Genomic DNA, 20,885 nt, shown 5'->3' with positions numbered 1-20,885 from the left:
GACGGAGCCCCGTCCCCTCGGGGAGGCGCACAGTCGCACGTCGCGGCCTGTGACGGTGACCTTCGCTGGACCGAGCGACGCGATCTCGCCCGCTCGCCCGCTCGCCCGCTCGCCCATTCGCCCGTTCGCCCGTTCGCCCGTTCGCCCGTTCGCCCGTTCGCCCGTTCGCCCGTTCGCCCGTTCGCCCGTTCGCCAACAAGCCGACGGCGGCCCGCCACCGCCGCCGCCGTCGCCGTCGCCGTCGCCGCCACTGAACCTGCTGACGTCACCATCGCCGCCACCACCACAGACCCTACTGACCTCACCATCGCCGTCACCACCGCTGAAGCTGCTGACGTCACCGACGTGAACATGTCGCACAGACCAAGGCCCTGCGCGCGCAGGGCCTTGGTCTGTGCGACATCGCCGCCCGGCTCGTCATCACCGAGGACGAGGAGGGGCGCTCCTCCCCCGTCACCGTCCGCGACGTGGCGCAGGCGTCCGCCGGCGGTTGGCCGAGATCGCTAGCAGTCGTACCTGCCCATCCGCCACGCCCCGGCTTGTATCGGCGTTTTCGCTGGTCACCGGGTATGCGTCGGACGTTCGGCACATGCTCCGGAAGTGCCTGGCCCCCGGACTCTTCGCCGGACCACTTTGCGCCCGTACTGCCCGCGTTCCCCCGTGAAGGATTTCGGGCTGGCGCGGTAAGTACAGGTGACCGCATACGCCAGGAAAGGTCGGTATGCATGACAATCCCTCGCGAAGCAGTCGAGGTCGACGATGCGCTCCTCATCGAGAGATCGCTGAACGAACCCGAGATCTTCGCCACGTTGTTCGACCGGCACGCGCCGCTCCTGCACCGTTACGTGACCAGACGCCTGGGCCCCAGCGAGGCGGAGGACGTGGTGGCCGACACCTTTCTGGCCGCCTTCCAGCATCGCGGCGGCTATGACAGGAATCGCCCCGATGCCCGACCGTGGCTGTACGGCATCGCCTCCAACCTGATCGGCCGTCGGCGGCGTACCGAGATGAGTCTCTACCGCGCGTACGTGCGCAGCGGCGTGCATCCGGCGGAGCTGTCCGGCTCTCGGGTCGAGGACGAGGTCAACACCCTGGCCGTCAACCGCCCGCTGGCGCTGGCCCTGATGGAGCTCGCGCCGGCCGATCGCGACGTGCTGCTGCTCGTCGCCTGGGCCGAACTGAGCTACCAGGAGGTGGCCGACGCGCTGGCCATCCCGCCGGGAACCGTCGCCTCGCGACTCAACCGGGCCCGTCTTCAGATCCGGCAAGCCCTGAGCAACGAAGGAGAACGCCAATGGACGCCCTGAAAGCCATGTGGCAGACCGTTCCCCCCGCCACCCCGGACGAACTCGCCGGCGCACGGCAGCGACTGCTCCGCGGGATGCGCCCCCGGCGACGCGCCGTCACCGGCCCTCGGCTGCTGGTCGCGGCCGGAGTCGCGGCGGCGATCAGCATCACACCGTTGATCGCCGGAACCGGGACCGCCGCCCACGCGGTGACCAGAGGCCCGGACGGCACGGTCGAGGTCACCGTCAACGAGCTGCGTGATCCCGCCGGCCTGGAGGCCAAGCTCGACGCGGTGGGCATCAAGGCCGACGTGACCTTCCTGGCTCCGGCCACGCGGTGCGCGGGCCCGCGATTCACCGGCGTGGACCGCGCCTACGGCGGGGAACCCGCCTCCGACGCGAGCGAGCTGCGTTCGCTGGTGGAAGAGTCGCGATCGTACAAGGCGACCCGGGTGAAGTCCGTCCGGACGATCCAGATCTTCCCGCAGTACATCAAACCGGACGAGACGCTCGTGGTGGAGTTCCGCGACAACGGGAACCCGGAGGCGCCCTGGCAGCTCGGCGCCTGGCTGGCCGAGGCGGGCACCCCCGTGAAGCCGTGCACGCCCGTCGCGGGCGCTCAGTGAAGGCCGCCGCGGCCAGCTCACCACCGCTCCGCCGCCGCGCGCCCTGACCTGCGGGAAGCGGCAGGCGGGGTGGACGGCAGCCGGCCGAGGTGGATGGCGGCGTGCCAGTACGCCGGGTTCCCGGGCACGGTCCACGCCCTCTGTACCACCGCGCCGAGCCCGGGCACGTCCCAGGACTCCTCGCCGTACCGGCTCAGGTCCGTCAGGATCGCGTCATGCACGGCCCCGAACCGGTGCAGGAGCAGCGGGGCCGGGAGGTGCCGGCCCGCCTCCACGCCGCCGATGTTCAGCGCCTGCCCGACGGCGGGGTCCTCCCAGCGTGGGTCGAGGCTCCAGTGCGGCCGGCCGGCGGCGGCTTCCGTCAGCACCGCCAGGTTGATCTCGTCCCACATCAGGACGTGCGCGATGAGGTCGTGCAAGGAACGGCAGAAGTCGCCGAGCGGGCCGGAATCCACCAGATGGTCGGCGTCGAGCTGCTGCTCGGTGAGTCCGGTGACGCGAGCGAGGAGGATGTCCCGATCGGCACGCAGGCGGCCGATCGCCTCTTCCGGAGACAGGATCGTCATGGTGGTTCTCCCTGGATGAAGTGGTTGGGAGGGACTTCAGCACCACCGCGGCCGTCCGGCCAGCGGACTGACGAATGCGATCAATCGTGCTCAGCGCAGCAGCAGCGACAGCACGTCCTTGCCGAGCTCCTCCAGGACGTCGGCGGCGAGCCGGTACCGCACGAACCGTCCCTGACGGGCCGTGGTGGCCAGTCCCGCCGCGGCCAGGGCGCGCAGGTGCCGGTTCACCTGGGTCGGGTCGACGTTCCACAACATCGCGATCTCGCCGGCCGTCCGCGGTTCGGTGGCGATCGCCCGGGCGACCTCCAGGCGGCCCTGGTGGGCGAGGGCCTCCAGCCGTCGCCGCACCACGGTGGCGGAGGGCACCGGGAGGCCGGCGTCGACGGGATGGAGGAGAAGGAGCGGCCGGCCGGGAACGTCGGCCACGTACAGGTGGGGACGGATGAAGGTGCTGGGCACGACGACCAGCCCGCGCCGGGACACGTCATGACGGGCGGCCTGGATCTTGGCGATGCGGACGGCCACCCCGGCCGGTGCGAGCTCCATCGCGGGGTCGAGAGCGGCGAGCGCGGGCCCGGGCCCTTGCCGGGAGGCCAGGTCGGCGAAGCGTCGCGCCCGCCCCGCCAGCACGGGCCGGATCCGGGTCCACTCGGCCTCGAACCACTCCTGCCGGCTGCGACGCAGGAACGAGAGGAAATCCGCGGCCGCGTCCTGCGGACGCCTGACGAGCGCTTCGACGCGGGCCGCCACCGCCGGATCTCGCGCGCGCGACCATCGGAGCGCGACCTGCCGGTCGCCCGAGGGAGCGATCGGCCGCAGCAACTGACCTGCCAGCTCCTGGGCGGGCATGGCACGCAGCTGTTCGAGCCGGTCGTCGAAGCTCTCCGCCGGGGGCTCGGGGGTGACGAACGGCGTCGCTCTGATGGCCTGCGCCGTCCACCACCACGATCGGGTCCAGGCCGCCAGGTCAGGGCTCATCGCCGCGAAGATCTCCGCCGCCCAGTCCTCCAGGCCGTGGTGAGCAGGGTCGCGCAGGACGTGCAGCGCCGAGCCGAACTCGGTCATCGCCGATACCGCCGCCAGCAGGGACCCCGCCTGCATGCACCGGTCGAGGCCAGTGATCACTGTGGGCATGGCACCGATCCCATCATCCCCGCAGCCGAGGCCTGTACGTCGAGACAGGGGCGCGACTCAGGCCCCGCGGAGGCCGGCGAACTGCAGGCCGGTGGCGCGCCGAATCCGTCATTGTGACGGTAGTGCCAGGTCACGGTCATTGCTCACCGCTCCCACCCGGAAGGGGCAAATGTCCGTTCCGCTAAATTTTCGGCCATGTTGTTTGGGCGGGCTGCGGAGCAGGCGCAGGTGGACCGGCTGCTGACGGACGCCCGGTCCGGACGCAGTGGCGTGCTGGTGGTGCGCGGGCAGCCGGGCATCGGGAAGTCCGCCTTGCTCAGCCACCTGGCCGAGCGCGCCGCGGGGGTTCGGGTGCTGCACGGGGTCGGCATCGAGTCAGAGGCGGAGCTGCCGTACGCCGCCCTGCACCTGCTCCTGCGCTCCGAGCTCGACCGGATCGACGCGCTGCCCGAACCGCAGGCGGCGGCGCTGCGCGGCGCGCTGGGGATGGGCGCGACCGCTCCGGTGAGCCGGTTCCTCGTCGGGCTCGCCCTGCTCAGCCTGCTGGCCGAGATCGCCGGCGACGGGCCGCTGCTCTGCCTGGTCGACGACGCGCAGTGGTTCGACCGGGCTTCCGCCGACGCCCTGGTGTTACGTGGCGCGGCGGCTGGACGCGGAGGGCGTCGCGCTGGTGTTCGCGGGCCGGGAGGAGTTCGACCCGCAAGGGCTGCCCGAGTTGTGGCTGGACGGCGTGGACCGTGAGGCGGCCGTCGCGCTGCTGACCGAGTCGGCCGGGGATCTGGCCCCGAAGGTGCGTGACCGCGTCCTGGCGGAGGCGGGCGGCAATCCGCTCGCGCTCCTCGAACTGCCGTCCGCGTTCACCGCGGAGCAGCAGGCCGGGCAGCCGAACCCGTTCACCGCGATCCCCGTCGCCGGACGGGTGCAGGAGGCGTTCCGGCAGCAGATCAGGGCGCTGCCCGGCACGGCGCAGACGCTGCTCGCGGTGCTCGCCGCCGACGACACGGGCGACCTCGGGATCGTGCTGCGCGCCGCGCAGTCCTTCTCCGCCCGGCTGGCGGACCTGGAGGCGGCGGAGCAGGCCAAGCTGGTCGCGGTGAACGGGGCCACCGTGACCTTCAGGCACCCGCTCATCAGGGCCGCCGCCTACCGGAACGCGCCGTTGACGTCCCGGCTGGCCGTGCATCGCGCGCTCGCCGAGGTGCTCGGCGGCGGCGGGCACGCCGACCGCCGGGCCTGGCATCTGGCCGCGGCGACGACCACGCCCGACGAGGACGTGGCGGGCGAGCTGGAGTCGGCCGCGGAGCGGGCGCGCACGCGCTCGGGCTATGCGGCCATGGCCGCGGCCTACGAACGGGCCGCCGAGCTCACCCCCGACACCGCCAGGCGGTCGGTACGGCTGGCCGCCGCGGCCGTGGCGGCCAGCGACGCGGGACAACTGGCCCGTGCGGGCGCGCTGGCCGGCCGGGCCAGTGAGGAGATCAGGAACCCGCTGGCCCTCGCCCATCTGATCCAGGTGCGCGCCCATCGGGAGTTCGAGCAGGGCAGCCCCGCCACGGCCGGTGACCTCATCATCGCCGGCGCGGAGCGGGTCGCCCCGCTCGACGCGGAACGGGCGGCTTACCTGCTCGTGGAGGCGATGCGGTGCGCGTGGTACGCCGGTGACCCGGGCCTGGCGGCGCAGGCGGCGAAGCTGCTCAGGGCGCTGCCCGAGGTGGGGTCTCCGCTGGTGGGCGGCGCGCTCGGGCTGTCCGCGCTGGCCAACGGCGAGTTGTCGGACGCCGTCCCGCTCATGCGGGGGCTGGTGCTCGCTCCCGACCTGTCCGGGCTTCAGGTGCCGGGGCTGACCTTCCTGGCCCAGCTGTGTGCGCCGATCGGGCGCTACGGCCTGGCCGAGGCCATGGCGGCGCGCGTCGAGGCCGAGTGCAGGGCCCACGACATGGGCGGCTGGCTGACCGTCGCGGTGGAGATCCGGACGGAGGCGCAGATGTTGCTCGGCAGGTATCGCGAGGCGGCGTCCAGGCTGGAGGAGAGCATCGCGGTGGTCGGCGACCTGGGGCAGCGGAACGGAGCCGTCGTGCTCGCCGCGCTGCTCGCGGTGACGCGCGGCGAACTGGGCGACGAGCTCGGTTGCCGGACGGCGGCCACGACCGCGCTGGAACAGGCCAGAGCGCGCGGGCTCCGTACGGCCGAGGCGATGGCCCTGGCCGGGCTCGGGCGGCTGGAGCTGGCGCTGGGCCGTCCGGAGGCGTCGCTGAGGATGCTGGAGAGGATCTCGCCCGCCAACGCGCCGGTGTCCGTCTTCTCCGCCCCTGACCGGATCGAGGCCGCGGTCAGGGCGAAGGAGCCGGAGCCGGCGGGCGAGCCGCTGGCGTACTACCTGGACTGGGCGGCCGGCGTCGGCGTGCCGTCCGCCGATGCGATCGCGCTGCGCTGCCGTGCCCTCGTCGAGGACGACGAGGATCTGTACGAGCAGGCCGTCCGGGCGCACGAACAGGGCGAGCAGCCGCACGAGCAGGCCCGCACGCGGCTGCTCTACGGCGAGTGGCTGCGGCGGGCGCGCAGGCGCGCCGCCGCCCGCGCCCAGTTGCGCGCCGCGCTGGAGACCTTCGACCGGCTCGGCATGGCGCTCTGGGCCGAGCGGGCCCGCGCGGAGCTGCGCGCCACCGGCGACGTGCCCGCGGCCCCGCGCCGGCCGGACGACCCGCTCAGCGTCCTCACGGCGCAGGAGAGGCAGGTGGTACGGCTGGCGGCCACGGGCGCGTCCAACCGTGACATCGCGGCCCAGCTGTACCTCAGCCCGCGCACCGTCGGCTACCACCTCTACAAGGCCTTCCCGAAGCTGGGGATCTCGTCGCGGGCGGAGTTGGCCGCGATCGTCGCCTGAGCGTCGAGGTGCGCGAAGCGATTACCTGGGGAGATATCCGGATCCCTATGATTCGGGGTCTCATATCGCTATTGGACATCCCGCCGTCGCCTCTGGTCTCCTGGTCGCGCTCAGGAAGATCCGGATCGAGATCGGGGAGTCGGGATGAGAGACGTTCCTTACGGAGGGCTGCGTACCAGGCTCGGCGCCTCCGTGCTGGCGACCTCCACGGCGATGGCGGCCGTCGCCGGACTGGCGGGCTCGGCAGGGGCCGACACGCGCTCGGCGTCCGCCGTCGCCGCCGCGCAGCCGGAGAGCGGCACGGCCGGCGTCAGGAGGCAACTGCGCGCGCTGGAGGACTCCTACCAGGGACGCATCGGGGCCTACGCGATCGACACCGGCACCGGGAAGACCGTCTCCTACCGGGGCGGCGAACGATTCGCCGGCGCCTCCACCTTCAAGGCCATCCTGTGCGGCGCCATCCTGAACAAGGCCCGCACGACCGATCCCGGCCTGCTGGACCGCACGCTGCACTGGACGGCCAAGGACGTGGTCGCGAACTCGCCGATCAGCGGACTGCCGGAGAACGTCAAGAACGGCATGACCGCGGACCGGCTGTGCCACGCGGCCGTCACCGCCAGCGACAACACCGCGGCGAACGTGCTCCTCAAGCAGATCGGCGGACCCGCGGGGCTGACCCGCTACTACCGCTCGCTCGGGGACCCGATCGGGCGGCTCGACCGCTGGGAGCCGGAGCTCAACGACTGGAAGCCGGGCGAGAAGCGCGACACCGTCAAGCCCGCGTTCATGGCCCGCAACCTGCAGAAGCTCAGCCTGGGCGGCGCGCTCGTCCCCGAGGACCGGCAGCGGCTGAACGACTGGCTGCGGGCCAGCGTCACCGGCGCCGAGCGCATCCGGGCCGGGGTGCCGCGGGACTGGATCGTCGGTGACAAGACCGGGGGCGGCATCGGCGCGTACGCGCCGGGCAACGACATCGCCGTCGCCTGGCCGCCCACCGGCGCGCCGGTGATCATCGCGATCTACACCAATCGCACGGACCCGGCCGCGACCATGGACAACAGCGTGATCGCCAAGGCGGCCACCGTGCTGGTCCGCGGGCTCGGCCTCGCCAAGTAGGGTGAATGCGGCTGGTCGGGCCGGGCCGGCCCGGCAGTGACGACCTGGGGCGTAATCGCCTCGCGCAGGAGCCGTACCGTGCCCTACCGTCGCGGCCATGACGTCATGCGATGCGTCCGAAGGCTTCCCGATCGCTTCCGATGGTGCCGGGCTGGTGATCCGGCGAGAGACCGCCGACGATCACCAGAATGTGCGGGAGGTTCATACGCGCGCCTTCGGTGACGGCGAGCGGGTTCCCGGGCTCGTGGAGGCCCTTCGCGTGGCGGAGGCCGCGCTGGCGCCGATGTCCTTCGTCGCCACCGTTGACGACCGGGTTGTCGGGCATGTCCTGCTGAGCGCGACCCGGTTGGACGCTCCACGCCGGATCGTGGACGTCCTGTCCCTGTCACCGCTGGGCGTGGCCCCGGAGTTCCAGCGTCAGGGGATCGGCACCCGGCTCATCGCGTACGCCCTCGACGCGGCCGACAGCCAGGGGGTGCCGTTGGTGTTCCTGGAGGGCTCGCCGCGCTACTACGGCACGCGCGGCTTCGAGGGTGCCTGCGCAGCGGGCTTCCGTTCGCCGTCGCTGCGCATCCCTGAAGCCGCGTTCCAGGTCGCCCGGTTGTCCGCGCACGAGCCGTGGATGACGGGCACATTCGTCTACTCGGAGCCCTTCTGGGCCTTCGACTGCGTCGGCCTGCGCGACCCCGGGAACTGAGGGCCGGGTCGAAGCCGACCGGAATCCGGCGCGGGTGTCGCAGGCAACCTTGTGCGGCGCTCACGCGTATGGGGTGGGGACAGCACTTCCCGACCTCTGGAGGAAAGACATGAAGCTCGCGACCGCACGGGTCCGGCCGCTGATCGCCGTCGGCACCGGCCTGGCCGCCGTGGGCGTCGCCGCCCTGCTGGGCCTGCCGAGCGTGGCGGAGGCATCGCAGACACAGCTCGCGGCCGCCGCGTCGGCTCCGGCGGAAGGCGCCTACTGGCACACGCGGGTGCTGACCCAGCGCACCGGTCCCCGCCAGATGGGCAGCGGCGCGAATCGCTACTGGGTGGTGGAGCAGGCGCTCACCGAGGAATGGACGGCGCCCGACGGCAAGGCGTGGCTCGGATACCGGAACGCGGGGGCGTACCCGAAGAGCGCGGCGGACCGGAAGGCGTGGCGTCGCGACGGTTCGCCGGCCAAGTGGACCCGCACGGCCGACGGCCAGGTCGTGAAGCTGTCGACCGAGCCGGACAAGGGGCACGTCGGGCCCGTACACAGCAAGAACGACAAGTTCTTCCTGGCCGGGCAGTGGCTGACGTACGACGAGGTCCAGCGACTGCCCGCGGACCCGAACGGCTTGAAGTCCTGGCTCTCCGAGGCCGCGCGGGTCTCACGGGTCAAGCAGAACGACACGGACCGGTTCGTCACCGGGGTGCTGCCGGAGATGCTCCATCAGCTTCCGGCGCCCAAGAACGTCCGTGCCGCGGCCTACCAGGTCCTGCTGACGATGCCCGCCGTCCGTGCGCAGGGACAGTCCAAGGACGGCATGGGCAGAGCCGGCGCGGCGCTGTCGATCGACCACCCGAAGGTCGTGCAGAAGAACGGACTGATGATCGAGGAGCAGACCGGCCTGATCGTGGACACCGGCACGATGCTTCTGCTGTCCAAGACCCGGACGACCGCGATCAGCGGCAAGCTGTCCCTCAACGAGGCCACGACCGACACCATGATCGAGACCGGCTGGACCAACAACCCGCCGGCCGTGCCCGCCTTGCCGTAGCGGCGTCATGGCGGCGGGGCCGCGCCGGGCCTGGGCTCATGGGAGGCGGCAGGTCCGGGCGGCGCGGGCCTTCAGGAGCCGCGGCGCAGCTCCAGGAGGCCTTCGGCGATCCTTCCGACGCCCTCGGCGATCACGTGTTCGTCGGCGGTGAGGCTGATCCGGAAGCACCGCCTGGCGTGGGACGCGGCCGTGGCGTCCGACGCCGGGGTCGCGAAGAAGTGGCGGCCGGGAACGACGAAGACCTTCTTGGTCTTCATCAGCCGGTACAGGGCCATGTCGTCGAACCAGTCGTGATCGATCCACAACCAGCAGAACATGCCGCCCTCTCCGGCGTGCAGCCGCCAGGTGACGGACTCGGGCAGGAGGTCGGCCAGCAGGCGCTCGGCGTACAGGCGGCGGGCTCGGTAGAACGGGTTGATCACCGTGGCGGCGAGCCGGTCCAGCAGCCCCGAGGACAGCGCCCTGGCCGCCACCCGCTGCATGAGCTGCGGCGCGTGCAGGACGGAGTTGGCCATGAACGACACCATCGCCCGGATGTACCGGGACGGCCCGATCGCGAATCCGACGCGTTCGGCGGGCATGCCCGCCTTGGACAGGGTGAAGCAGTTGATCAGGTGGTCGTCCCACTGCGGCGCCACCCGGGAGGCGGCGACGCGGGGGAAGGGGGCGCCGTAGGCGTGGTCGACGATCAGCGGCACGTCGTGGCGCCGGGCCAGGCCGACCAGCCGGGCGAGTTCGTCGCCGTCGATGCTGCGGCCGGTCGGGTTGCTGGGGCTGGACAGCAGGAGCATGCCGACCTCGGGGCATCGTTCCACCGCCTCGAAGTCGAAGGCGTAGCGGAAGGACCTGTCGCCGGTCAGCTCGATCTCGGGGGCGATGCCGGTCACGCCGTCGGGGTCCGTGGACAGGCCCAGGTAGCCGGCGTAGTCGGGGGTCATGGGCAGGACCACGCGCTGGAACGAGCCGTCGGCGGTCTGGCCGGAGAACAGCGCGGTGGCGATGAAGAAGAGCATCTGGCTGCCAGGTCCCACCACGACGTTGTCGGCCGTGATGCCCCAGCCGTACCGGGCGTTGAAGGAGGTGACGATCTCCTCGACCAGGGTGGGCATGCCGCGCGAGGGCCCGTAGCGGCTGCTGGTCGCGGCGAAGTCCTCTGCCACGACGGTCGCGGTCAGGTCCCTCCAGGCGTCGATGACCTCTTTGATCTGGGCGGGGTTGCCGATGCTCAGGTTCAGCCAGTCGGACGCGCCCGAGGCGGTGGAGGTCGCGACGTCCTCCATGATGCTCCGCAGGCCCGACATGTCAGACATCTTCTGGCCGCTCCGCGATAACTTCATTCTTGCGTGTCCCTTCTCGGATCTGGCCCGCCGCCGGCACACACCCGCGGTTTGTCGTGATCAAGCGAGTCCACCGCATTAGTCGTCGCCGCACAAGACGGTGACGACGTGCGCCGGCACGGGCGGAGCGCGCCGCCGGGCGTCGCGCACGGAGATCCAGGTCGCGGGGCGAAGAGCCGCGCCTCCGGGAAGGGACCGCCGGGGTCAGGGCCGGGGCTCGTGCGGGTCGGCGGCCGCGGCGGCCCAGTACTGGCCGATGCTCTCCTCCATCAGGCGGGCGGCGAAGACGGCGTCGTCCGCGCTCTGTCCGCGCCGCAGGCCGTGCTCGGCCACCGCCAGCGCCTGCCGTTCGAGCTCGTCGGACTGCCCGCCGCCGTAGTAGACGACGAACTCCTCCGGCACGTCGAGCCCGGTCTTGGGCAGGCGGGCGAGCATCTCGTCGCTGTCGGGGAAGTAGCGGACCATGTCCCAGTACAGGGCGAGCGCGGCGTCGGCCTGGGTGCCGAGGAAGCCGAGCCAGCCCCACGTCCCGGCGACCTGGTAGGCGGCGGGGTCGGCCGGCCAGCGGTGCAGGCGTTCCTCGTCGAGGCCCAGGACGGCCATCACGCTGCGCAGCTTGGGCCGGGCCCGGTGGATCAGGCCGAGCATGCCGTCGAAGAACTCGACCGCGAGCGGGTGCGGGTCGCGGGCGATCAGCGTGGCGAACGCCGTGATCTCGGCCTGGTGGCACTTGTGGGTCACGCCCACGAGCTGCCTGACGTGGTCCATCGTGAGCGTCCCGGCGTCCATGCGTTCGAGGAACCGGTTGCGTACGGGGTTGTCGTCCCGCATCTGCCGCAGCCGCCGTACGGCCTGGCCCGCCAGGGGGGTCGGCTCGAAGTCGGTGTACATGGTTCTCCCGTCGTCGATGGGACGTGCATCCGCCCCCCCTTCTGCCAACCCGGCCTGACGTGCGGCTGATCGTGCTGTGACAGGGCTCTGACGTGCGCGGCGGTCGCCGTGTGCCCCCACGGAGGGCCGGGTAGGGGCGGGCGCCCGGCCCGCGGAATCCAGCGGGCACACGATCACGCGAGCAGCCGCTCACGCGACCACCTGACCAGTCGAACGGGAGCTCCCAGTGACACGACGACCGCAGGAAGGGATCGAGGCGTTCCTGGCCGAGGTGGGCGGCGACGCCTCTCCGGGACTGCCCGGGACGACCGTGGAACGGCCGGTCCCCGTTCCGCCGGACGCGGCGCGGGAGCCGGCGGTCCTTCTCGTGGCAGGCCTGGGCGCGCTGCTGTCCCTGTACGGCGCGGACGGCGGCGTGCGGCTCGCCCTGCACCGCCCCGGCGACGGCTCGGCCCGGCCGGTCGAGGTGCGGGTGGGGGTGGACGTCCCGTTCTCCCTGCTGTGCCGGGAGGTGGCGCAGTCCCCCGCGCTCTCCCCGCCGCCGGACGCCCTCACGGTACGGACGGCCGGTCCCGGCCGGGACGCACCGGGCCCGCTGCACGTGCGCCTGGCCCTGGAGGACGGCCGGCCACGGGCATGGCTGGGCGTGTCCGGCCCCCGCCCGGCCGCGGAACGCGTCGGACAGCTGGCCGGCTACCTGGGCGCGCTGCTGGACACGGTGGCGGGATCGCCGGACCGGCGGCTGGGCGACCTCGACCTCGTGACACCCCCGGATCCGCAACCGGCGGGGCGGCAGGCATCCGGGGGGACCCTCCACGGTCTCGTCCGGGCACGGGCGGAGGCGCAGCCGGACGCGGTGGCGGTCGTCGGGGGCGGCGAGCGCGTCACGTACGGCGAGCTGTGGCGACGGGCCACCCGGATCGCGGGCGGTCTGGCCGCGATGGGGGTACGGCCGGGAGATCCCGTCGCGCTCAGGCTGCCGCCCGCCCCCGCCACTGTGGAGGCCATCCTCGGCACGCTCCTGGCGGGCGCCTGGTACGTCCCGATCGATCCCCGCCATCCCGGCTCGCGGGCCTCGTTCATCCTCCAGGACAGCCGTAGCCGGCTCCTGGTCGAGGAGACCCCGTCAGGGGAGGACAGCGCCGTCACGCTGGACGCCGTCCGGGCGGCGGCCGGGCCGTCCGGCGCCGGGAACGGCCCGCTTCCGGAGCTCCCGGGATCGTCGCCCGCCTACTGCCTGTACACCTCGGGCACGACGGGGCAGCCGAAGGGCGTCCTGGTCACCCACGCCAACGTGGTGGCCCGGATCTCGGGCCCGCACTTCCCCTTCGGCTTCTCGCCGCACGACGTGTGGGCGCAGTTCCACTCCTGCGCCTTCGACATGTCGGTCTGGGAGATCTTCTGCTGCCTGGCCACCGGCGGCCGGCTGGTCGTCCTGCCGGACGGGGACGTCCAGAACCCCTGGGCGCTGCGCGAGACGCTGCTGCGCGAGCGCGTCACCGTCCTCAACCAGACGCCGTCGGCCTTCGCCCGGCTCGTCGCCGTGGACGACGCCGACCCCAAGCCGCTGCCGGACCTGAGGTACGTGCTGTTCGGCGGCGAGCGGCTGGACCCGCCCCGCCTACGCGACTGGCGCCGCCGCCATCAGGGCGTCCGGCTGGTCAACCTGTACGGGATCACCGAGGCCACCGTCCACGCCACGGTCCACGAGGTGACCGCCGAGGACTGCGAGCGGGACGTCAGCCCGATCGGCCGCCCCCTCCCGCACACCAGCGTGCACCTGGTGGACCCGCGTTCGGGGCGGCGGCTCGTCCCGGAGGGCGCGACCGGCGAGATGTGGCTCGGCGGAGCGGGCGTCGCCGCCGGGTACCTGCGCCGGCCGGAGCTCGACCGGGAACGGTTCGTGCGGGACGCGTTCGGCGAGGACGTGCTCCTGCGGACCGGTGACCTGGCCCGCCTCGGCCCCGACGGCGGCCTGCTCTACCTGCGCCGCATGGACGACCAGTTCCAGTGGCACGGTTACCGGATCGAACCGGGCGAGATCGCCGCCCGGCTCCGCGAGCACCCCGGCGTCGGCGACGCGGCCGTGCTGCTGGAGGGCGGCTCCGAGGGCAGGATCGTGGCCTACCTGGTGCTCTCGGGCGCGCCGCCGGCGCCCGACGAGCTGAGCGGCCACCTGGCCGAACGGCTGCCGCCCTACATGATCCCGCACGCCTACGCCACCGTGCCCGGCCTGCCCTTGACCGTCAACGGCAAGCTCGACGTCCAGGCGCTCGCCGAGACCGCCGCCGACCTGCGCAAGGCGGGCGCGGACGAGGCGCCGGCCTCGGCCACCCAGCGGCAGATCCACCTGGCCGACCGCCTGCTGCCCGGTTCCTACCAGGAGACCGTCGCCTGGCGGGCGGCCGGGCGGCTGGACGACGGCGCGCTGCGCCGGGCCGCGGCCGAGCTGACCGGGCGGCACGAGATCCTGCGCACCCGCTTCCGCGTCGGCGAGCACGGGCTGCGCCGGCTCGTCGGCGAACCCTGGCAGCCGGACGTGGACGTGCGGGAGATCCGGGCGCGGGAGGTGTCCGAGGACGACGTCGCGCGATGGGCGGCCGGGGCTCCCGCGCTGGACCCGGCCGCGGGACGGCTGCTGCACCTGGCCGTCCTGCGCCCTGCCGCCGGGGACGACGTGCTGGTGCTGCGCCAGCATCACCTGGTCACCGACGGGGGCTCGGTGCGCGTCCTCGTGCGCGACCTCGGCCGCTGCTACGCCGCCGCGCTGGCGGGTGGCGCGCCGCCGCCGTGGGAGGGGCCCCAGTTCCGCGACGTCGCGGCGGCCGAACTCGCCGGGGACGACGAGGCCGCGCTCGCCCGTGCCGAACGGCGTCTGGCCGGCGCGCCGGGCACGATCCTGCGGCCGTCCGCACATCCCGGCGAGGAGCCCGTCACGGTCCCGCTGCCGCCGGTGCGGCGTGAGGAGCTGCGCGCCGCCGGGCGGCGGTTGCGGGCGACCCCGTTCACGGTGGTGGCCGGGGCCGTGGCCGCCGCTCTGCACCGCTGGACCGGACGCGACGACGTCACCTTCGGCGTGCCCGCCGAGAACCGGGCCGATCCCGCGCTCGCCCAGGCCGTCGGGCCGTGCGTCAACCTGGTGGTCCTGCGTTCCCGCGCCGAGCCGGCCGGCACGCCGGACGAGCTGGTCGCCATCCTGCGTGGCCAGCTCGCCGAAGCGCTCGACGACCAGCACGTGCCCTACGAGCGGGTCGTGGCCCGGCTGCGTCCGGCCCGGCGGCTGGACGCGGCGCCGTACTGCGAAGTCCTGCTCGCCTTCGAGACCGGCGACGCCGGCGAGCCGACCGAGCTGGGCGGGCGCCCGTTGACCAGGATGCGTTTCCCGGAGATCCGGCCGCACGCCGCCCACCCCGTCATGATCACGGTCTGGACGACCGCGGACGGCGGCCTGGAAGGGACGGTCACCTGCCGGGGCGGCCTGCTGGACGAAGGCGAGGCGGCCCGCCTCGCCCGGCTGGTCGCCGCGGCCCTGGACGACCTCGCCCGGGGCCGGACCACGCCGCTGAGATCCGGCGGCCCGCCGGCGGCCGCCCCGCCCCGGGAGGACGGGGAAGGCCCCGTCCGCCCGGCCGGGCGGGCGGCGGCGCTGGAGGAGCACGTCCTGAGCGTGTGGCGCGAGGTGCTGCGCCGGCCGGGGATCGGCGTGGACGACAACTTCTTCGAGGCCGGCGGCGACTCCGGCCTGCTCACCCGCGTCCAGGCGCGGCTGGAGGACGAGCTCGGCGCCGAGGTGCCCGTGACGGTGCTCTTCGCCTGCCCGACCGTGCGTTCCCTGGCCGCCCGCCTGGCCGCGGACGGCGTGGCGGCGGCCGTGGAAGGAGGCGGGCATGTCTGAACTGATCGCCATCGTGGGCATGGCCTGCCGCTTCCCCGGCGCGGCGAACGTGCGGCGGTTCTGGCACAACCTGCGCGCCGGCGCCGACACGATCGAGCGCCGCCCGAGCCCGCGCGGCGGCGCGGACCCGTCCGGCGAGGGGTTCGTCGCGGCGTACGGCGTCATGCCGGGGGCGGCCCTGTTCGACTGGCGCTTCTTCGGCTACAGCCGGGCCGAGGCGGCGTCCATCGATCCGCAGCAGCGGGTGTTCCTGGAGACGGCCTCGCTCGCGCTCGACGACGCCGCCCTCGACCCGGCCCGCTTCGACGGCGCGATCGGCGTCTTCGGCGGCTGCGACCCTCCGCTGATCAAGGAGGGCGCTCCGGAGACCTCCTGGGACAAGGACATGCTGGCCACCCGGGTCGCCTACAAGCTCGGCCTGCGCGGGCCCGCGATCACGGTGCAGTCGGCGTGCTCGACCTCGCTGCTGGCCGTGCACCTGGCCTGCCGCAGCCTGCGCGACGGCGAGTGCGACGTGGCGCTGGCCGGGGGCGTGCGCATCGGCGTCCATCCGGAGGGCGGCTACCGGCACGCCGAGGGCGACGTGCTCTCGCCGGACGGCTACTGCCGGCCCTTCGACGCCGGGGCCCGCGGCACCGTGCCCGCCGACGGCGTGGGCGTCGTGGTGCTGAGGCGGCTGGAGGACGCCCTGCGCGAGCGGCACGAGATCGTCGCCGTCGTCCGCGGGTCGGCGGCCAACAACGACGGCGCCCGCAAGGTGGGCTTCACCGCTCCGTCCGTGCAGGGGCAGCGGGACGTGACGTCGCGCGCCCTCGACGCGGCGGGCGTCGATCCGGCCGAGGTGTCCTACGTCGAGGCGCACGGCACCGGGACCCGGCTCGGCGACCCCGTCGAGGTGGCCGCCCTGACCCAGGCGTTCCAGGCGCACACCGGGCGGACCGGGTTCTGCGGCCTCGGCTCGGTCAAGGGCAACATCGGGCACGCGGGCGCGGCGAGCGGCGTCGCGGGCCTCATCAAGACCGCGCTGATGCTCCGGCACGAGGAGATCGTCCCGAGCGCGCACTTCGAGCGCCCCAACCCGGACCTCGGCCTGGACGGCGGCCCCTTCCACGTCGCGACCGAGCGGCGGCCGTGGCCCGGCCCCGCGCTGGCCGGGGTGAGCTCGCTCGGCATGGGCGGGACCAACGTCCACGTCGTGCTCGCCTCGCCGCCGACGCCGGCGGCGAGCACGCCCCGCCCCGGGCCGCGGGTCCTGTGCCTGTCGGCGCACAGCGGGCCCTCCCTGTCCGCCTACCGCAAGGACCTCGCCGACCGGCTCGGCGCCGCGGACGCTCCCTCGTTGCCGGACGCCGCCCGCACGCTGAGCCGCGGCCGCCGCGAACTGCCCCTGCGGCGGGCGGTGGTGGCGCAGACGCCGGAGGCGGCCGTCCGCGAGCTGGCCAGGGAGACCACTCCGCTGCGGGCGCGGGACGCCGGGCGGGTCGCGCTGCTGTTCCCCGGCCAGGGCGGTCCGCGCCTCGGCGGCGCCGCCGAGGCGCTGCGCGCCTGCCTGCCGGCCGTGCGGGAGGCCGACGCGCGCGCCCGGACCGTCCTCGCGAAGCGGCTCGGGCTCGACCCGGACGTCCTGGGCCGGGACGGCGGCGACACGCTCGTCCAGCAGGTGAACCTGTTCGTGCTCGGCTACGGGATCGCGCGCCAGCTCATGGACTGGGGCCTGCGGCCGGTCGCCGCGCTGGGCTCCAGCCTGGGCGAGTACACCGCGGTGGCCGCCGCCGGGCTGTGGACGTTCGAGGACGCCCTGGTCCTGGTGGCGGAGCGCGCGACCGCGATGCGCGGCTGCCCGCCCGGCCGGATGCTGGCCGTCGATCTGCCGCTCGACCGGGTGGCGGAGGCGGTGCCCGGGTTCGGGCGGGACACCGGCCTGTCGGTGGCGGTCGAGGACGTCGGCCGTACGGTCCTGGCCGGCCCGCGCGAACGCGTCGAGCGGCTGCGCGCGGAGCTGGCGGCGGCCGGAGTGGCCCACACGCCGCTGCGCACGGGCCACGCCTTCCATTCCCCGTCCATGCGCGCCGCCGCCGACGCGCTGTCGCGGGCCGTCGCCAGGACGCCCGTGCGCGGCGGCCTCGACTTCACCGTGCTGTCCGGCCTCACCGGCGAGCCCCTGGACGCCGGGACCGCGGCCGATCCCGGCTATTGGGTGGCGCAGCTGTGCGGCACCGTCCGGATGCGCGCCTGCGTGGGCAACCTGCTGTCCGGCCCGGCCGAGCTGTTCGCCGAGCTGGGCGCGGGGACCGCGACGACGGCCTCCGTGCGGCGCCATCCGTTCTGGAACGCCGATCTCGCGGCCGTCGCCCTCCCCGGCCGCCACGGCACGGACAGGACCGGCGTGCTCGACGCGCTGGGCTCCCTGTGGGCCCACGGCGCCCCCGTGAACTGGGCGGACGTGGACGACCCCGACCAAGACCACCCCGACCAAGACCACCCCGACCGGGACGACGCCGGGGCCTGGCGGCGCCCGCTCCCGGCCCCGCCGTTCGACCCGGTCACGCCGGACGACACCGCCCCGCTCCCGCCGCCCGCGACCACCCGCGACCGTCCGGACGCCGCCCGCACCTCCTTGGAGGACCTGTGGCGGGACGCGCTCGGCGTGGACGCGGTCTCCCCCGACGACGACTTCTACCGGCTGGGCGGCGAGTCCCTGGGCCTGGTCCGGCTGGCCGCCGCCGTGCGGGAGCGGCTGGGGGCCGAGATCCCGGTCGGCGTCCTCGCCGAACGCCCCACCTTCGGCCACTTGCTCGACCTCGCCGGACGCCCCACCGTCGGCGAGCTGATCGACCTCGCCGACCGGCACTCCGCCGACGACGAGCAGGACGACGAGCAGGACGACGGGCCGGACGACGGGCCCGCGCTCCTCGCCCGGGGCACGTCGCCCGCCCCGATCTTCCTGGTGCCGCCCGCGTCGGGCAGCTCGCTCGCCTACCGGCCGCTGGCCGCCGCCCTGACCGGCCGGACCTGCCACGCCTTCGACACCCCCGGGCTCGTCCCCGGGACCCGCCACCCCGGCACGGTCGAGGCCCTGGCCGCCGGCCACGTACGACAGCTCCGGCGGGTACGGCCGGAGGGGCTGCCCGTCGTCCTGCTCGGCTGGTCGATGGGGGCGGTCGTGGCCCACGAGATGGCCAGGCAACTGACCCGTGACGGCGACCCGGTCGCCCTCCTGATCTGCGTGGACGGGCATCCGCCGCCAGGGCCCGGCATCCCCGTGGGCGCCCACCCCCGCCACCTGGCCGACGCGCTGACCCATCTGCGCCACCTGCGCCGTGCCCGCCGTCGCCCCGGCGGATCCACCCCCGGGACCGCCACCGGAGCCGCCACCGAGACCGGGCGGCGCATCGCCGGGCTCGTCGAGGCGTCCGGCGACGGATTCGACCTCGCCGGGGTCTACCGCCGCAACCTGCGCGCGCTCCTGCGCCACCGCCCGCGCCCGGCGCCCTGCCCGGCGGTCGTCCTGCGGGCCGGCGCCTCGCCGCGCCGCTGCCGGTGGTTGGAACGGTGGCTGTCGTCCCTGTACCCGGCAGGCGTACGGGTGCGGCCGATCCCCGGGGACCACTGGAGCGTGCTGACCGGCGAGGGGGCCGCCGCGATCGCCCGCGCCGTGCAGGACGTCCTGCCCCCGACCACGCGAGAGGTGAGCCGCCCATGAACGTGACCGTGCCCGACATGGTGGCGCGGATCGCCGCCGCCCATCCCGGCCGCGTCGCGATCGAGGACGACCGAGGCGGCCTCACGTACGGCGAGCTGCTACGGCGCGCCGTCAGCGGCGCCGCCGCCCTGGACCGGGCGGGCCCGCCGGGCGCGCCGGTCTGCGTGCGCCTGCCGCGGGGGCGCGACTTCGTGGTCGCCGCGCTGGCGGCCATGTTGTCCGGCCGCCCGTACGCGCCCGTGGACGTGGCGCTCCCCCGGCGGCGGCAACGGGCCCTCCTCGACCAACTGGGGCCGGACACGATCCTGGTGTCCGGCCGCTCCGGCCGCACGCCCCGTGAGCTCGACCGGGGCGGGACGGAGTACCGGCCGGCCCGAGCCCGGGCCGCCTACATCGTGCACACCTCGGGGACCACCGGGACGCCCAAGGGGGTCCTGGTCGGCCACGAGAGCCTGGCCAACCTGGTCGCCTGGCATCACCGCACCTACCGGACAGGCCCGCGCACCCGTCAGCTGCACACCGCGGGCCTGGGGTTCGACGCGGCCATCTGGGAGATCTGGCCTTGTCTGTGCGCCGGGGGCACGCTCGTGGTGGCACCCGACGAGGTGCGGGTCTCGCCCGTGGAGCTGGTCGAGTTCGGCCGCGAGCGGGCGATCGACATCCTGTTCGCCCCCACCCCGCTCGCCGAGATGATCGTCGAGCTGGACGCCGACGACGACATCCCCTGGCGCACGATGCTCACCGGCGGTGACGCGCTGCGCCTGCGCCGGCTCCCCCGGGGCTGGGACCTGGTCAACCACTACGGGCCCGCCGAGGCGACCGTCTGCGCCACCTGGCACACCGTCGGCCGGGTGCCGGACTCGGGCCTGCCGCCCATCGGCCGGCCGATCGACGGCGCCCGCGTCGTCCTGGTGGACCCGCGGGGGCGGCCCGTGCCGGCCGGGAGCACCGGCGAGATCCACATCGGCGGTACGGTGCTCGCGCTCGGCTACCACCGCAGGCCCGAGGAGACCGCCCGCCGCTTCGTCACCCTGCCCGGCCTTCCCGGCCGCTGGTACCGGACGGGCGACCTGGCTGCCGTCAACGCTCGCGGCGAGCTGGAGTTCCAGGGGCGGATGGACGACGGCCAGCTCCAGGTGCGCGGCGTCCGCGTCGAGGCCGCCGAGATCGAGGCCGCGCTGCTGCGCCATCCGCGCGTCCGCCAGGCGGCCGTCGCCACCGTCGGCGACACGCGTGCCCTCGGCGCGCTCGTCGTGGTGTCCGGGCCGTGCCCCACCGTGGGGGAACTGCGGCGCTTCATGTCGGCGGAGCTGCCGGAGAGCGCCATCCCCACCCGGGTCGTGCCCGGCCCGGCGATCCCGCTGACGCCCAACGGCAAGATCGACCGGCCCGGCGTGCGGCGCCGGCTGGCGCAGGAGCAGAACAGGAGCGGACGATGACCATCCCCCTGACCGGCATGGTGGAGATCTGGCGTGAGGTCCTCATGGTGGACGACGTCGGCCCCCGATCCGACTTCTTCGACCTCGGCGGCCACTCGCTGGCGGCCACCCGCATCGTCCAGCGGGTCGAGGAGGTGTGCGGCGTCCGGCTTCCGGTGTCCGCCGTCCAGGACCATCCGACGCCCGAGGCCCTGACCGCCCTCGTCGCCGGTCCGCGGGGCACGGGCCGGGGTTAGGGATGCAGGCAGGGCCCGGTCCGCGGG

15 protein-coding genes are annotated in these 20,885 nt (G+C 74.3%); 11 read left to right on the top strand and 4 right to left on the bottom strand.

Features of this window, described 5'->3' with window-relative positions:
- The first annotated feature begins 725 nt into the window (after nt 1–725).
- Nucleotides 726–1,307: an RNA polymerase sigma factor gene (locus tag ACIBQ6_RS01870; RefSeq protein ID WP_397209712.1), complete on the top strand. Its 582-nt coding sequence runs from the start codon at nt 726–728 to the stop codon at nt 1,305–1,307.
- Complete coding sequence (locus ACIBQ6_RS01865; RefSeq protein ID WP_397209711.1) at nt 1,295–1,912, top strand: hypothetical protein; 618 nt, start codon at nt 1,295–1,297, stop codon at nt 1,910–1,912. Before ACIBQ6_RS01870 ends, ACIBQ6_RS01865 begins: the two co-directional genes overlap by 13 nt.
- A 17-nt stretch (nt 1,913–1,929) precedes the next feature.
- Here ACIBQ6_RS01865 and ACIBQ6_RS01860 read toward each other — a convergent pair whose 3' ends face one another.
- Both ACIBQ6_RS01860 and ACIBQ6_RS01855 read right to left on the bottom strand, forming a co-directional pair.
- Nucleotides 1,930–2,478: a hypothetical protein gene (locus ACIBQ6_RS01860; RefSeq protein WP_358297884.1), complete on the bottom strand. Its 549-nt coding sequence runs from the start codon at nt 2,476–2,478 to the stop codon at nt 1,930–1,932.
- 90 nt (nt 2,479–2,568) lie between these two features.
- Nucleotides 2,569–3,612, bottom strand: a complete 1,044-nt coding sequence (locus ACIBQ6_RS01855) for a DUF5937 family protein (RefSeq protein ID WP_358297886.1) — start codon at nt 3,610–3,612, stop codon at nt 2,569–2,571.
- 195 nt (nt 3,613–3,807) lie between these two features.
- Between ACIBQ6_RS01855 and ACIBQ6_RS01850 the strand changes: the two genes are divergently transcribed.
- The 5 genes from ACIBQ6_RS01850 to ACIBQ6_RS01830 all read left to right on the top strand — a co-directional run bounded on the left by ACIBQ6_RS01850 (nt 3,808) and on the right by ACIBQ6_RS01830 (nt 9,357).
- A complete protein-coding gene (locus ACIBQ6_RS01850) occupies nt 3,808–4,353 on the top strand; it encodes an ATP-binding protein (RefSeq protein ID WP_397209710.1) in 546 nt (181 codons plus the stop codon).
- Nucleotides 4,247–6,496, top strand: coding sequence for a LuxR C-terminal-related transcriptional regulator (locus ACIBQ6_RS01845; RefSeq protein ID WP_397209709.1), 2,250 nt, complete (start codon nt 4,247–4,249; stop codon nt 6,494–6,496). Before ACIBQ6_RS01850 ends, ACIBQ6_RS01845 begins: the two co-directional genes overlap by 107 nt.
- A gap of 144 nt (nt 6,497–6,640) precedes the next feature.
- A complete protein-coding gene (bla, locus tag ACIBQ6_RS01840) occupies nt 6,641–7,612 on the top strand; it encodes a class A beta-lactamase (protein ID WP_397209708.1) in 972 nt (323 codons plus the stop codon).
- A gap of 97 nt (nt 7,613–7,709) precedes the next feature.
- Entirely contained in the window at nt 7,710–8,309 is a 600-nt protein-coding gene (locus ACIBQ6_RS01835; protein ID WP_397209707.1) for a GNAT family N-acetyltransferase, read from the top strand.
- 109 nt (nt 8,310–8,418) lie between these two features.
- On the top strand, nt 8,419–9,357 hold the full coding sequence (locus ACIBQ6_RS01830; RefSeq protein ID WP_397209706.1) for a hypothetical protein: 939 nt from the start codon (nt 8,419–8,421) through the stop codon (nt 9,355–9,357).
- 71 nt (nt 9,358–9,428) lie between these two features.
- Here ACIBQ6_RS01830 and ACIBQ6_RS01825 read toward each other — a convergent pair whose 3' ends face one another.
- Nucleotides 9,429–10,694 (bottom strand): valine--pyruvate transaminase, encoded by a 1,266-nt coding sequence (locus ACIBQ6_RS01825; protein WP_397159776.1) that lies wholly within the window; start codon nt 10,692–10,694, stop codon nt 9,429–9,431.
- 204 nt (nt 10,695–10,898) lie between these two features.
- A complete protein-coding gene (locus ACIBQ6_RS01820) occupies nt 10,899–11,585 on the bottom strand; it encodes a hypothetical protein (protein WP_397209705.1) in 687 nt (228 codons plus the stop codon).
- A gap of 226 nt (nt 11,586–11,811) precedes the next feature.
- Between ACIBQ6_RS01820 and ACIBQ6_RS01815 the strand changes: the two genes are divergently transcribed.
- Genes ACIBQ6_RS01815 through ACIBQ6_RS01800 form a run of 4 tightly spaced genes read left to right on the top strand, consistent with a single transcriptional unit; the run spans nt 11,812 to nt 20,858 of the window.
- Nucleotides 11,812–15,480 (top strand): amino acid adenylation domain-containing protein, encoded by a 3,669-nt coding sequence (locus ACIBQ6_RS01815; protein WP_397209704.1) that lies wholly within the window; start codon nt 11,812–11,814, stop codon nt 15,478–15,480.
- Nucleotides 15,473–19,183, top strand: coding sequence for a type I polyketide synthase (locus ACIBQ6_RS01810; RefSeq protein ID WP_397209703.1), 3,711 nt, complete (start codon nt 15,473–15,475; stop codon nt 19,181–19,183). Before ACIBQ6_RS01815 ends, ACIBQ6_RS01810 begins: the two co-directional genes overlap by 8 nt.
- Nucleotides 19,180–20,622 (top strand): amino acid adenylation domain-containing protein, encoded by a 1,443-nt coding sequence (locus ACIBQ6_RS01805; protein ID WP_397209702.1) that lies wholly within the window; start codon nt 19,180–19,182, stop codon nt 20,620–20,622. The genes ACIBQ6_RS01810 and ACIBQ6_RS01805 overlap by 4 nt, the downstream gene beginning before the upstream one ends.
- Entirely contained in the window at nt 20,619–20,858 is a 240-nt protein-coding gene (locus ACIBQ6_RS01800) for a phosphopantetheine-binding protein (protein ID WP_357988788.1), read from the top strand. The genes ACIBQ6_RS01805 and ACIBQ6_RS01800 overlap by 4 nt, the downstream gene beginning before the upstream one ends.
- Nucleotides 20,859–20,885: the final 27 nt, after the last annotated feature.

This window comes from Nonomuraea sp. NPDC049655 (genome assembly GCF_044465465.1).
Classification (GTDB): domain Bacteria; phylum Actinomycetota; class Actinomycetes; order Streptosporangiales; family Streptosporangiaceae; genus Nonomuraea.
The sequence above is the reverse complement of the archived record's forward strand: the minus strand, read 5'-3'. Positions and strand labels throughout refer to the sequence as shown.

Excerpts from the sequence above, each read along its gene's own strand:
- ACIBQ6_RS01800 (WP_357988788.1), top strand. The coding sequence starts at position 20,619 with ATGACCATCCCCCTGACCGGCATGGTGGAGATCTGGCGTGAGGTCCTC.
- ACIBQ6_RS01805 (WP_397209702.1), top strand. The coding sequence starts at position 19,180 with ATGAACGTGACCGTGCCCGACATGGTGGCGCGGATCGCCGCCGCCCAT.
- ACIBQ6_RS01865 (WP_397209711.1), top strand. The coding sequence starts at position 1,295 with ATGGACGCCCTGAAAGCCATGTGGCAGACCGTTCCCCCCGCCACCCCG.
- ACIBQ6_RS01850 (WP_397209710.1), top strand. The coding sequence starts at position 3,808 with ATGTTGTTTGGGCGGGCTGCGGAGCAGGCGCAGGTGGACCGGCTGCTG.
- ACIBQ6_RS01855 (WP_358297886.1), bottom strand. The coding sequence starts at position 3,612 with ATGCCCACAGTGATCACTGGCCTCGACCGGTGCATGCAGGCGGGGTCC.
- ACIBQ6_RS01860 (WP_358297884.1), bottom strand. The coding sequence starts at position 2,478 with ATGACGATCCTGTCTCCGGAAGAGGCGATCGGCCGCCTGCGTGCCGAT.
- bla (WP_397209708.1), top strand. The coding sequence starts at position 6,641 with ATGAGAGACGTTCCTTACGGAGGGCTGCGTACCAGGCTCGGCGCCTCC.
- ACIBQ6_RS01820 (WP_397209705.1), bottom strand. The coding sequence starts at position 11,585 with ATGTACACCGACTTCGAGCCGACCCCCCTGGCGGGCCAGGCCGTACGG.
- ACIBQ6_RS01830 (WP_397209706.1), top strand. The coding sequence starts at position 8,419 with ATGAAGCTCGCGACCGCACGGGTCCGGCCGCTGATCGCCGTCGGCACC.
- ACIBQ6_RS01825 (WP_397159776.1), bottom strand. The coding sequence starts at position 10,694 with ATGAAGTTATCGCGGAGCGGCCAGAAGATGTCTGACATGTCGGGCCTG.
- ACIBQ6_RS01835 (WP_397209707.1), top strand. The coding sequence starts at position 7,710 with ATGACGTCATGCGATGCGTCCGAAGGCTTCCCGATCGCTTCCGATGGT.
- ACIBQ6_RS01810 (WP_397209703.1), top strand. The coding sequence starts at position 15,473 with ATGTCTGAACTGATCGCCATCGTGGGCATGGCCTGCCGCTTCCCCGGC.
- ACIBQ6_RS01870 (WP_397209712.1), top strand. The coding sequence starts at position 726 with ATGACAATCCCTCGCGAAGCAGTCGAGGTCGACGATGCGCTCCTCATC.